General features: G+C 70.7%; 9 protein-coding genes and 1 riboswitch. Of the genes, 6 read left to right on the forward strand and 3 right to left on the reverse strand.

The genetic code is table 11. From position 1 onward, the window contains the following. Nucleotides 1-37 precede the first annotated feature (37 nt). Nucleotides 38-997, reverse strand: a complete 960-nt coding sequence (locus OG782_RS20800; protein WP_406453109.1) for a glucosyl-3-phosphoglycerate synthase — start codon at nt 995-997, stop codon at nt 38-40. Between the two features lie 154 nt (nt 998-1,151). Then, nucleotides 1,152-1,278: riboswitch (SAM riboswitch) on the forward strand. A gap of 17 nt (nt 1,279-1,295) precedes the next feature. On the opposite strand from OG782_RS20800, the gene thrC reads away from it, so the two are divergent. From thrC to groL, 4 genes are all read left to right on the forward strand, one after another. Then, nucleotides 1,296-2,588: a threonine synthase gene (gene thrC / locus OG782_RS20805; protein WP_406453110.1), complete on the forward strand. Its 1,293-nt coding sequence runs from the start codon at nt 1,296-1,298 to the stop codon at nt 2,586-2,588. Between the two features lie 41 nt (nt 2,589-2,629). Then, nucleotides 2,630-2,908 (forward strand): MoaD/ThiS family protein, encoded by a 279-nt coding sequence (locus OG782_RS20810; protein WP_406453112.1) that lies wholly within the window; start codon nt 2,630-2,632, stop codon nt 2,906-2,908. A gap of 456 nt (nt 2,909-3,364) precedes the next feature. Then, a complete protein-coding gene (locus OG782_RS20815) occupies nt 3,365-3,571 on the forward strand; it encodes a cold-shock protein (protein WP_003967346.1) in 207 nt (68 codons plus the stop codon). A gap of 326 nt (nt 3,572-3,897) precedes the next feature. Next, on the forward strand, nt 3,898-5,523 hold the full coding sequence (groL, locus tag OG782_RS20820) for a chaperonin GroEL (RefSeq protein ID WP_326737779.1): 1,626 nt from the start codon (nt 3,898-3,900) through the stop codon (nt 5,521-5,523). Nucleotides 5,524-5,628: 105 nt separating this feature from the next. On the opposite strand, the gene OG782_RS20825 is transcribed toward groL, so the two are convergent. Continuing rightward, the gene (locus OG782_RS20825; RefSeq protein ID WP_406453115.1) at nt 5,629-6,345 is read right to left on the reverse strand and encodes a TetR/AcrR family transcriptional regulator; all 717 of its coding nucleotides are present in this window, start codon (nt 6,343-6,345) and stop codon (nt 5,629-5,631) included. A 106-nt stretch (nt 6,346-6,451) separates the two neighbouring features. Between OG782_RS20825 and OG782_RS20830 the strand changes: the two genes are divergently transcribed. Continuing rightward, nucleotides 6,452-8,128 (forward strand): CocE/NonD family hydrolase, encoded by a 1,677-nt coding sequence (locus tag OG782_RS20830; RefSeq protein WP_406453117.1) that lies wholly within the window; start codon nt 6,452-6,454, stop codon nt 8,126-8,128. A 92-nt stretch (nt 8,129-8,220) separates the two neighbouring features. Beyond that, on the forward strand, nt 8,221-9,168 hold the full coding sequence (locus OG782_RS20835; protein WP_406453119.1) for a helix-turn-helix domain-containing protein: 948 nt from the start codon (nt 8,221-8,223) through the stop codon (nt 9,166-9,168). Nucleotides 9,169-9,205: 37 nt separating this feature from the next. Here OG782_RS20835 and OG782_RS20840 read toward each other — a convergent pair whose 3' ends face one another. Next, entirely contained in the window at nt 9,206-12,901 is a 3,696-nt protein-coding gene (locus OG782_RS20840; RefSeq protein WP_406453121.1) for a S8 family serine peptidase, read from the reverse strand. Nucleotides 12,902-12,973 lie beyond the last annotated feature (72 nt).

Genomic DNA, 12,973 nt, shown 5'->3' on the forward strand with positions numbered 1-12,973 from the left:
GATCGCGAAGCGCCCAAACGTGCGAAGTCGGCCGTTGTCACGCCGCGCGGCGTGACACGTACTCCTCGATCTCCCGCATCGGCGGCCGTTCCTCGGTGTCCACCGCGTACGTGTGCGGGACGAAACCGTGCTCGCCGCGCTCGAACTGCGTCAGCGACGGTCGGACCAGGTGCCCGCGGGAGAGCCGCAGCTGGGCGGTGCGGTAGATGGCGGCCGCCATCCGGCCCAGGGCCTGGCCGTCCTGGTGGCGGTGTTTCCTGACCCCGACGTCCACCTGGGCGAGCGCGTCGAGGCCGACGGTGTGCAGGGCGTCGACGAGCAGGCCCAGCTCCACTCCGTAACCGACCGGGAAGGGCAGCCGCTCCAGCAGTGAGCGGCGTACGGCGTACTCGCCGCCCAGCGGCTGGACGAAGCCGGCCAGCCGCGGCCAGTGGAGATTGAGCAGCGGCCGGGCCACCAGCTCGGTCACCCGGCCGCCCTGGCCTGCGGTCCCGTCGAGGGGGCGGTCGTACATCGCCTTGACGAACTGCACGTCCGGGTCGGTCAGCAGCGGGCCGACGATGCCGGAGACGAAGTCCGCAGAGAAGTCCTTCAGGTCCGCGTCGATGAAGCACACGATGTCGCCGCCGGTCACCAGGAGTGAGCGCCAGAGCACCTCGCCCTTGCCCGGGGCGGCGGGGACGCGGGGGAGGATCGCGTCCCGGTGCACCACCCGGGCGCCGGCCCGGCGGGCGACCTCGGCGGTGGCGTCCGTGGAGCCGGAGTCGATCACCACGAGTTCGTCGACCAGCCGGACCTTCTCCATGAGCTCGCGCCGGATCGTCGCCACGATGTCCCCGACCGTCGCCGCCTCGTTCAGGGCGGGCAGGACGACACTCACACGGCCGTGGCCGGCGGCACTCCCGCCGGGGCCCCGGGCGGCCAGGAGACGCTCCAGCGGGCGGTCGGCGGCCGACCAGGAACGCCTGGTCAGCCAGCGTTCGACCTCTTCCAGCACGGTCGATACTCCCTGTATGTGATCCATCTCGCGGTTCGGACGACTATCTCAACAGTCCGGTGCTTCGGTTACAGTCTTGAACAACGCAGATGACCGTCGCATGCCGGGGGTCCGTCCGCCGATAAACGCCTGGATCCATGATCCAGTGCCATAGCGCTCATCCAGAGGGACTGAGGGAACGGCCCGTTGAAGTCCCGGCAACCCTCCTGCCGACCGCGAGGTCAGGTGGGGAAGGTGCCAATTCCGTCTTGTGGCGAAATGCGTCACGAGGAAGATGAGGAGAAAGGGCCTCGCCATCATGGCTGTTGAGACTGTTGCAGCAAACACCGAATCTTCCGTGGACCTCGGTCCCGCCGCGGCGCTTTCCTGCCGCGAATGCGGAGAGCGATTCGAACTCGGCCCCATTTTCGCCTGCGCGTCCTGTTTCGGGCCGCTCGAAGTGGCGTACGACCTGCCGAGCGGCTCCCCGGACGAGCTGAAGAAGCGCATCGAGGCCGGTCCGAACAACATCTGGCGCTACGCGCCGCTGCTGCCGGTCCCCTCCGACGTCGCGGACAAGCCCAACATCAACCCCGGCTTCACCAAGCTGGTCAAGGCCGACAACCTCGCCCGTGAGCTGGGCGTCACCGGCGGCCTGTACGTCAAGGACGACTCCGGCAACCCGACGCACTCCTTCAAGGACCGTGTCGTCGCGATCGCCGTCGAGGCCGCCCGCGCCTTCGGATTCACCACCCTGTCCTGCTCCTCCACCGGCAACCTCGCCGGAGCGGTGGGCGCCGCCGCCGCCCGCGCCGGCCTGCGGTCCTGCGTGTTCATCCCGCACGACCTGGAGCAGGGCAAGGTCGTCATGGCCGCGGTGTACGGCGGTGAGCTGGTCGGCATCGAGGGCAACTACGACGACGTCAACCGCTTCTGCTCCGAGCTCATCGGCGACCCGCTCGGCGAGGGCTGGGGCTTCGTCAACGTCAACCTGCGCCCGTACTACGGCGAGGGTTCCAAGACCCTCGCCTACGAGATCTGCGAGCAGCTCGGCTGGCAGCTGCCCGACCAGATCGTCATCCCGATCGCGTCCGGCTCGCAGCTCACGAAGATCGACAAGGGTCTCCAGGAGCTGATCAGGCTCGGCCTGGTCGAGGACAAGCCGTACAAGATCTTCGGCGCCCAGGCCGAGGGCTGCTCCCCGGTCTCCGCCGCCTTCAAGGCCGGTCTCGACGTCGTGCGGCCGCAGAAGCCGAACACGATCGCCAAGTCCCTGGCGATCGGCAACCCGGCCGACGGCCCGTACGTCCTGGACATCGCCCGCCGCACCGGCGGCGCCGTCGAGGACGTCGACGACGAGCAGGTCGTCGAAGCGATCAAGCTGCTGGCCCGCACCGAGGGCATCTTCGCCGAGACCGCGGGCGGGGTGACGGTCGGCGTGACGAAGAAGCTGATCGAGGCCGGTCTGCTGGACCCGTCGCTCACCACCGTCGTCCTGAACACCGGCGACGGCCTCAAGACGCTGGACGCGGTGGCCGCCACCTCGCAGGCGAGCGCCACGATCCGCCCGAGCCTGGAAGCCTTCCGCGCCGCCGGACTCGCCACCAGCTGAGAAGCGTTCGACCACCCGAGACTTCAGGAAGGGCACCCACCATGAGCGTCAAGGTCCGTATCCCCACCATCCTCCGCACCTACACGGGCGGCCAGGCCGAGGTCCCGGCCGAGGGCGCGATCCTCTCCGAGGTCATCGAGTCCCTGGAGAAGGACCACCCGGGCATCGCCGCCCGCGTCCTGGACGACCAGGGCAAGCTGCGGCGCTTCGTGAACGTGTACGTCAACGACGACGACGTGCGCTTCGAGGGCGGCCTGGAAGCGGTCACCCCGGACGGCGCCGGAATCTCGATCATCCCGGCCGTCGCCGGCGGCTGCTGAGCCCCGGGCCCCCGGGCCCGTCGTCCGGGCCGCCCCCGCGGCCCGACTTCACCGTGTCACCGGAATTGCCCCCTCTGCGAGAGAAGCGGAGGGGGCAATTCTGCATGGTTGAGCGCGGTAGAGTGAGGGAAGTCCCCTTCGCTGCCCGTGCCGCCCGCATATGAGAATGCGCCTGGCCGTGACCAGATGCAGCCAAAGTGTTCACTCCCCTTGAGTCATAAGTCGCCTTTGCCTGGCCCGACTTGCCCTGCATTCTTGTGGATTCCTCATCTTCGGGCGATCGGTGCTGCCCAGATTTCTCGTCCGATTGACCTGTTGCAGAGGGCAGTTGGGCAGATACATTCGGCCGCGGTCGGCGCGTTCCGGCGCACGCACCCTCTCCTGTCGGAGGGTGAGTTCTGACCCGGGCCCGCGAAGTGCGGTCCTGTGCAAGGGCCAGTAATAGGGGAGTTAGGCATGGCTCAGGGCACCGTCAAGTGGTTCAACGCGGAGAAGGGGTACGGCTTCATCGCGGTCGACGGTGGTGCGGATGTTTTCGTCCACTACAGCGCGATCCAGATGGACGGGTACCGCACCCTCGAAGAGGGTCAGCGAGTTGAATTCGAGATCTCGCAGGGCCAGAAGGGGCCGCAGGCGGACATGGTCAAGCTCGCCGTCGGCTGAGCCCGGCACGGCCACGACACAGTCGGCCAACGACACTACTCACGCACGAAGGGCCCGCACCTCACAGGTACGGGCCCTTCGTGCGTCCCGGGCCGCTTCCGCGCGCCCCGTACGGCTGTCCACACTCCGAGGAGGACGCTTGCACTCTCGGGGGTCGAGTGCTAATTATTGGTTAGCACTCTCTGGGTGAGAGTGACAGAAACTTGGACCGGGCCGGTGAGGCCCGCAGGTCTGCCGGGGCAAGGAACCGGCAGACAGGCAGGCCGTCCGTCGCGGGCGCCTCTCGGTCCGGAGAAATCCACCCCTGTCCGGGAGGACCACTTCATATGGCCAAGATCATCGCCTTCGACGAGGAGGCCCGGCGCGGTCTTGAGCGCGGCATGAACCAGCTCGCCGACGCCGTCAAGGTCACCCTCGGCCCCAAGGGCCGCAACGTCGTCCTTGAGAAGAAGTGGGGCGCCCCCACGATCACCAACGATGGTGTCTCCATCGCCAAGGAGATCGAGCTGGAGGACCCGTACGAGAAGATCGGTGCGGAGCTGGTCAAGGAGGTCGCCAAGAAGACGGACGACGTCGCCGGCGACGGTACGACCACCGCCACCGTTCTCGCTCAGGCGCTCGTCCGCGAGGGCCTTCGCAACGTGGCCGCGGGTGCCAACCCGATGGCTCTCAAGCGGGGCATCGAGAAGGCCGTCGAGGCCGTCTCCGCCGCCCTCCTGGAGCAGGCCAAGGACGTGGAGACCAAGGAGCAGATCGCTTCGACCGCCTCCATCTCCGCCGCCGACACCCAGATCGGCGAGCTCATCGCCGAGGCCATGGACAAGGTCGGCAAGGAAGGCGTCATCACCGTCGAGGAGTCCCAGACCTTCGGTCTGGAGCTCGAGCTCACCGAGGGTATGCGCTTCGACAAGGGCTACATCTCGGCGTACTTCGCCACGGACATGGAGCGCATGGAGTCGTCCCTGGACGACCCGTACATCCTGATCGTGAACTCGAAGATCAGCAACGTGAAGGACCTCCTTCCGCTGCTCGAGAAGGTCATGCAGTCCGGCAAGCCGCTGCTGATCATCGCCGAGGACGTCGAGGGCGAGGCCCTGTCGACCCTGGTCGTCAACAAGATCCGTGGCACCTTCAAGTCCGTCGCCGTCAAGGCTCCGGGCTTCGGTGACCGCCGCAAGGCCATGCTCGGCGACATCGCCATCCTCACCGGTGGCACCGTCATCTCCGAGGAGGTCGGCCTCAAGCTGGAGAACGCCGGTCTCGACCTGCTCGGCCGCGCCCGCAAGGTCGTCATCACCAAGGACGAGACGACGATCGTCGACGGCTCCGGTGACAGCGACCAGGTTCAGGGCCGCGTCAACCAGATCCGCGCCGAGATCGAGAACTCCGACTCGGACTACGACCGCGAGAAGCTCCAGGAGCGCCTCGCGAAGCTGGCCGGCGGCGTGGCCGTCATCAAGGCCGGCGCCGCGACCGAGGTCGAGCTCAAGGAGCGCAAGCACCGCATCGAGGACGCGGTGCGCAACGCCAAGGCCGCCGTCGAGGAGGGCATCGTCGCCGGTGGTGGCGTGGCTCTGCTCCAGGCCTCGGCCGTCTTCGAGAAGCTCGAGCTCACGGGCGACGAGGCGACCGGCGCCAACGCCGTCAAGCTGGCGCTGGAGGCCCCGCTCAAGCAGATCGCCGTCAACGGTGGTCTCGAGGGTGGCGTCGTCGTCGAGAAGGTGCGCAACCTGCCGATCGGTCACGGCCTCAACGCCGCGACCGGCGAGTACGTCGACATGATCGCCGAGGGCATTCTCGACCCGGCGAAGGTCACGCGCTCCGCCCTGCAGAACGCCGCGTCCATCGCCGCGCTCTTCCTCACCACCGAGGCCGTCATCGCCGACAAGCCGGAGAAGGCCGCTGCCGGCGGCGCTCCGGGCGGCATGCCCGGCGGTGACATGGACTTCTGATCCTGACGGATCGGTAGCTCCTGCACAGCAGTACACGACACCGGCCCCCGGGGACTCGTTCCCCGGGGGTCGGTGTCTTTTGTGTGCCCCCGGCCGGCCGGTTGGTCAGTCCGCGTCCAGGCCGTCGACCAGCCGGTTCAGGAAGCGGGTGAACGTGGCGTCGGGGGTGACCGGGCGGCCGGCCGAGGAGAGGGCGGCCGCCAGTTCCGGGTGGTGGCCGTCCGCCGCGACGGCGGCGAGGTAGAGCGCCTCGGCCGTGGCCCGGTCGGGTGACTGGGCGGCCGCGGCCTGGGCGACCTCGTGGGCCACGTGTCCGGCGACGAACGCGGTGAGCTGGGCGAAGACCTCCAGCCGGGCGAGGCCGTCGAGGCCGATGGGGCGCAGGGCGGCCAGGGCGTGTTCCAGGAAGGCGAGGGTGCGGGGGCCCAGGGTGCGGCGGGCGGGTACGGCGGTGGCCAGCCAGGGGTGGCGGAGCATGTGGTCGCGCTGGAGGTGCCCGATGGCCTTGAGGTCGGCCCGCCAGTCGCCGGTGAGGGGGGAGGACGTGGGCAGCTCGCCGTTGACCTGGTCGATCATCAGGTCCAGCAGCGTCTCCTTGTCGGGGGCGTAGCTGTAGAGCGACATGACGCCGGCGCCCACCTCCGCGGCGACCCGCCGCATGGTGACCGCGTCGATTCCTTCGGCGTCGGCCAGGGCGACGGCCGCCGCCGTGATGGCTTCGCGGCTGAAGGCGGGCCTGCGCCCCCTGCGGGGCCGGTCCTGGTCCAGCCAGAGTTCTCGTGGGTCGACGCCGCCGGCGCCGGGCCCGTCGGCACGGGTCACGATCCTGCTGTTTCCTTCCTCACCACGGCTCCTCCTGTCGAAGTCATCCAAGCATCGTCTATTCTCGTACACAGTACGAGAATGCTCTGAGCGATGGAGGCGAACGATGACATCACCCACGCACGACGCCCTGCCGAGGCCCGCCTGGACGCCGTCGTCCGCGAAGCCGCCCCTGTCCGCACGGCTGATGCGGGCCAGCTGGCGGGGACTTCCCGCCGCCCGGCACAAGGTGGGCTGGGAGCCGGGGCTGACGGTTCCGGCCGCCGACGGCAGCCCGTTGATCACGGACCACTACTTCCCCCGTACGGAGGGCGACTTCCCCACCCTCCTCGTGCGCTCGCCCTACGGGCGGGGCGTGCCGTGGTCCCCCCAGTACGGGATGCTCTTCGCCGAACAGGGCTTCCACGTGGTCCTCCAGAGCTGCCGCGGCACCGGCGGCTCGGGCGGCACCTTCGACCTCTGGCGCAACGAGGCCGCCGACGGCCTGGCCACCGTTGCCTGGCTGCGCGACCAGCCCTGGTTCAACGGCAGCCTCGGCACGACCGGGCCCAGCTACCTCGGCTACACCCAGTGGGCGCTCGCCCTGGACCCGCCGCCGGAGCTGAAGGCCATGGCGGTCCAGGTCGGCCTGCACGACCCGTACGCCCTCTTCCACACCGACGGCGCGCTGCACCTGGAGAACGCGCTCCTGGTCGGCTCCGGCATGACGCACCAGCACCGCGGCATGGGGCCCTTCATCAAGGCGACCCTGCGCCTCCAGCGCCACATGAGCGACCTCGTCACCGCGCAGCCGCTGCGCGGGTCGTACGCGAACGCGCTCGGCGGCGAAGTGCCGTGGCTGGACGCGGTGATGACGTACCCGGACGCGGACGACCCGTACTGGCAGGGCGCCTCCGCCGGCGAGGCGGCCGACCGGGCGAACGTCCCCACCGCCCTGATCACCGGCTGGCACGACGCCCTGGCCGGCCAGACCTTCGAGCAGTACGGCCGGCTGCGCCGGGCGGGCTGGGACGCCTCCCTGCTGGTGGGCCCCTGGACCCACACCTCGGCCCTGCAGAAGGGCTGGCCCGAGGTGTTCGCCGAGTCCCTGTCCTGGCTCCGCGCCCATCTGTGCGACGACCCCTCCGGCCTGCGGCCCACCCCCGTACGCGTCCACACGAGCGGTGCGCACGCGGCGTGGCAGGACCTCGCCGAATGGCCGCTCTCCCCGGCCACCACCTCGTGGTTCCCCACCGCCGACGGCCACCTCACCCGGCAGGCACCCACCGACGCCGTACCCCTGACGTCCTTCCGCTACGACCCCGACGCCCCCACCCCCTCGCTCGGCGGCCCGCTCCTCTCCCGTACCGCGGGCGTCCGCGACAACCGCACGCTGGAGGCGAGGGAGGACGTCACGACCTTCACCGGCCCGGTCCTGACCGAGCCGGTCACCGTCCTCGGCGAGGTCACCGCGCGGATCGGCGCGGCCACGGACACCGGATTCGCGGACGTCTTCACCCGGCTGTGCGACGTGGACGAGGACGGCCGCTCCGTCAACGTCTGCGACGGACTCGCCCAGCTGCGCACCGCGGAAGGGGAGCCCGCGCACGTCACGGTCTCCATGGGCGCCACCGCCCACCGCTTCGCCGCGGGCCACCGCATCCGCTGGCAGATCAGCGCGGGCGCGCACCCGCGGTATGCGCGCAACCCGGGAACGGGCGAACCCCGGGCGGAGGCGACGGAGTTCGTACCGGTACGGATCACCCTGCACGCGGACTCCGGCCTGGTGCTGCCGTACGGCTGATCCCGCCATGATCCAGCACCGCACGGCTGACACGCTCGGGCGTACCATGCACCCGGTGCCCCGATGGTCACCGGACAGCGGAGGGGCGGGGCATGGAACTCGACGAGCTCGGGATCGTGCCGGATGAAGCGGCCGTCTACCAGATGCTGATCGCTCAGCCGTCGGCCGGGGCGGAAGCGATCGGCGAGGCCGCCGGTCTGCCCGCCGGACGGGCCGGTGCGGCACTGCGCTCCCTGGTGGCCCGTGGCCTCGTCGTCCGCGCCGTCGACGGGCACCGGTATTCCGCGGCGCCCCCGGCCGTCGCGCTGGGCGCCGAGCTCGCAGCGCACCGCGAGCGGTTGCAGCGCGCCGAGGTGACGGTGGCGCGGCTCACGGAGACGTACCGCATGGCGACCGCGGACCGCGCCCAGCGCGAACTCGTGGAGATCGTCGAGGGCGGCGAGGCCATCGGCACCCGCTACCGCCAGTTGCAGCTGTCCGCACGCCGCACCATCGACATCTTCTCGGCGGGCAGGCCCCAGGCGGTCACCCCGGCGGACAGCGAGGAGGTGACGGCCATCGCCCGCGACGTGCGGGTGCGGGCCGTCATCGACCAGGGCTTCCTGCGCGAACCGGGCGCCGCGGAGAACGTCGCGCAGTCCCTGGCCGACGGGGTCCAGGTGCGGACCGTCACCGAAGTGCCGTACAAGCTGATCCTCTGCGACGAATCCGTGGCGATGCTGCCCCTGCACGGGCGGGACGCCGACGTCGACCCGGCGGTCGTGCTGCGCGGCGGGCTCGCCCACATGGCCCGGGAACTGTTCGAGCAGGTGTGGGAGCGCGGCAGCCCCTACCAGGAGGCGGCGGGCGCCGGCATCGACCCGGTCGACGCGCACATTCTGCGGCTGTTGCTCGCCGGGCTCACGGACACCGCCGTCGCCACGCAGGTGGGGCTCTCGGCGCGTACCGTGCAGCGCCGCATCCAGCTGATGATGTCCCACGCCGGTGCGACCTCGCGGCTCCAGCTGGGCTGGTACGCCGGACAGCACGGGTGGGTGTGACCCCCCTCGGCCACACCCACCCTGATCTCGGCCCCGCTTACTTCAGGGTGATCGCCCGCATCACGTCCTGGCCGATCGTCAGCCCGCCCGGCGCCCCGGCCGCGGCCCGCAGCGACACCGACTTCGCGGCGCGCGGCGTGTCCAGGACCGTCGTCCAGCGGCCGTCACCGGCCCGCTTGAGCTTGGCGTCCCGCCAGGTCGCCCCGTCGTCGTACGAGACCTGAAGGGTGGCCGACGTGGCAGCGGTCGCCCCGTCGTACGTCGCCGAGCGCAGGCCCAGGGTGAGGCGCTTGCCCGCCCTGGCCGTGCCCTGCAGATCCGTGTCGACGTCGTAGCCGAGGTTCAGCATCGGCACATTGGCACGGCCTGTCGGCAGCGGCTTGTAGTCGAAGCCCCACGTGGTGCTCGTGCTCGTGGTGCCGGGCCAGGCGGCGTTGGTGCGCTGCCCCGTCGCGACGAGCTTGTACGAGCCCGCCGGCAGGTTGGACGCACGGCCCGACTGGGCCTTGAACGTGGCCAGCTGGGTGTCGCCGCGGTACAGCGTGGTCTGCTTGGTGCCGCCGCCGGCCCCGACGTGGGTGCCGTCGCTGCTGCCGGACCACATCGCGACGTTCCAGCTCAGGGTGCTGATCGTCTGGAAGGGGACGTACGTGTCGCCCAGGCGTGCGGCCTGGACCGGCTTGAACCAGGCGGCGTCGTAGCGGCGGCCCCCGGTGTACGAGTCCGTCGACCCGCGCTCGAAGAAGCCGTCCGCCGCACCGAGTCCGGTGTGCTGCTCGTACCAGGACCCGACGGCGGTGGTGCCGCCCGTGACGTACTCCGTCGTCGTCCGCGACCACTTCTCGTAGCCGTCACCGCCCAGTCCCGCGCCCCATGCCGGGATGAAGTAGCGCCCGCCGTAGCCGAGGGTGCCCGGCGCCGCGTACACGCTGTTGTTCACGCGGGCCAGATCGTGGTCGTCCGGCTTGTACGCCAGGGACTTGTCCGGGATGACGTCCTTGAACTGCTGCACCAGGTCGTAGGTGTAGTCCGGGTACTGCTGCTGCTTCACGCGCAGCCGGCCCTTCCCCGACTTCGCCTCGGAGACCAGACGTGCGCCGTCGCCCTGCCGCACGGAGGCGACGGTGAGCCCGGCGGCGGCGCTGCCGTAGCTCTGGTACAGGCGCCCCGGGGTGTCGTTGACGACGACCAGCAGCGCCGCGCCCGCGTCGGCGGCTGCCTGCGCCCGCCCGGCTGCGGTCACGTCGTCGCTACGGTCGACGAGCACGGCCTTGCCGCGCACGTCGAGGCCGGTGTAGTCGGCTGCCGCGCCCCGGCCCGCGTACACGGTGCGCAGGGTCGACGAGCCGTCGTGGTACGCGGTGTTCGGCTGCGGCGTCAGCTCGATGTCCCGCCCGGTGCCGGTCTCGGCGTCGAGGGCCTTCTGCCGCAGCCGCCAGTGCAGGAAGGCGCGCATCGAACCGTCCGACACCTTCTTCGTCGGTGCCAGGTACAGCGAGTCGTACTTACCGGCCACCAGCCAGGAGGTGGACCAGCTGAGGCCCGCGCCGGCGTCGTAGGTGCGCTGGAGGTTGAAGACGGCCTGCGTCTCCTCGCTCTCCCGCTCCGGGACCGCGTACGCCTTGCGCACCTTCGTCGCGTCCAGGTCGGCGGTGCCGGACGAGTGGCCGTCGCCGAGGATGGCCTCGTCCGAGATCAGCAGCGCCTGGCCGAGCGAGTCGGCGCTGTCGCCGGGCACCTCGGCGTAGGACGTGGTGGTGTAGCGGCCGGGCGGCAGACGCAGCGTCTTCTCGCCGTCGACGGCGATGACCGCGGCGTCGGTGGAGTCCGCCGTGTGCAGCGTGACGTTGCCGGACTGCGGCTTCCCGTCCCGGCCCGTCAGCTTGATGGTGTAGTCGTACATCTCCGCCTCCTTGAAGAGGGCGAAGCCGGTGTGTGCGACCGCCTGACCGGTCGTGGTGTCCGTGGCGACGACCTGGCCGGAGAACGTGGTGCCCGCGGGGACCTTCGACGCGTCGAGGGTCAGTGTCACCTCGGTGGTGCCGTGCGCCGGGACCGTCACCGAGGACCGCGACAGCGTGTACGCGTCGGCGGCCGTGTCGAGGGCGAGGGCCAGCGTGACGTCCGCGTCGCCCTCGTTGCGGTAGGTGACCGTGCGGGTCGCCGTCTTCGCGTCGGCGTTCGGCCAGTCGTAGGAGGCTGCCTCCACGGAGCCCGTCGCCTCGATGGTGGAGCTGACGGCCGAGGCAACGTTCACCCGGCCGGTGCCCGCCGCGTACGGCGTCTCGGTGGTCTTGTCCGACGTCGACATCAGCGCGTTCTTGATGCGCTCGCCGCTCCAGTCGGGGTGCCGCTCCTTGAGGATCGCGGCCGATCCCGCGACGAGCGGCGTCGCCATCGACGTTCCGCTCATCGTCCGGTACAGGCCGCCCGTCCAGCCCGGCACCGACTGCGAGGCGGCGGCGGACACGTCCGTGCCGGGCGCGGAGACGTCCGGCTTGAGGTTGTGCGTGCCGATCAGCGGGCCCTGGCTGGAGAACGCGGCGCGGTCGTCGTTCTTGTCGACCGCGGCCACCGTCAGCGCGGAGGCGGCGGCGCCCGGGGAGCCGATGGTGCCCGGGTCGTAGGCGTTGCCCGCCGCGATGACGAACAGCGGACCACCGTCCGCGGAGAGCTCGTTCACGGCCTGCGACGTGGGGTCCGTGCCGTCGGACCCGTCAGGGGTGCCGAGGCTCATCGACACGATGTCCGCGCCCTGCGCCTTGGCCCACTCCATACCCGCGATCGAGTACGACTCCTCGCCGGTGCCCTCGTTGCCGAGCACCTTGCCGACCAGGAGGCGGGCCCCCGGGGCCGCGCCCTTCTCCTTGCCGCCGGAGGCGGCTCCGGTACCGGCGATGGTGGAGGCGGTGTGCGTGCCGTGGCCGTTGCCGTCGTCGACGCTCTGGCCGGGCACGAAGCTCGCCGTGGCGTCGACCTGCCCGACGAGGTCCGGGTGGTCGAGGTCCGCGCCGGTGTCGAGCACGGCGACCTTGACGCCCTTGCCGTCCAGGCCCTGCTGCCAGGCATCCGTGGCCTTGATCTGCGCGGTCTCGGTGGCGAGCGAGGCCTCGACCTTGCCGTCGAGCCACAGCTTGCCGATGCCGCCCGACAGGGACTTCGGGTCGGATCCCGCCGCGATGCCCTTCCAGAACGACGTGGCCCGGCCCTTGTCGGCGCGCAGCGCCTTCGCGTGGATCGAGGGGAGCGTGCGGACCGACTCGGCACCGGTGGGCGTGGCCGGGGTCGCGGCCCTGGTCTTCGCCGAGCGGGCGGCGGCCGGCGCGGTCGCGATCACCGGGACGGTGTCCGTGTGCGCGTCGTCGTACCCCATCGCCACCAGGCCGGTGACGTTGAACAGCCGCTCGTCGAGCTTCCCGGCGGCGAGCAGCGACATGGCCTGGCGCGGGATGACGTACGTGTCGTCGCCGCGGGTCTGCACCTCGACGCCGTCGGAGCCCGCGTCGGCGGGGTCCACGGTCACGATGTCGTGGTTGCCGGGCAGGTCGGTGTAGTGCACGAGGTCACCGGTGACGAGGGTGATGTCGTAGGACTTGCCGGCCGGTGCACTGGCCCCGGTCCCGGCGGCCGGATCGGCGTCGGCCGCCGGAGCGGAGACCGATCCCCACCCGATGAGCGCCATGGTGAGCGCGGTGGCGGCGGGTAGGTAGCGGCGTCTGGGTATGGATTGCATGGGAACGGTCTATCCGGTGCGGAACACCTTGCGTACCGGTGGACGGTGTCGAGTTCTCGCCATGGCGAAAAC

It is taken from the genome of Streptomyces sp. NBC_00876 (genome assembly GCF_045207435.1).
In the GTDB taxonomy this organism is placed as follows: Bacteria; Actinomycetota; Actinomycetes; order Streptomycetales; family Streptomycetaceae; genus Streptomyces.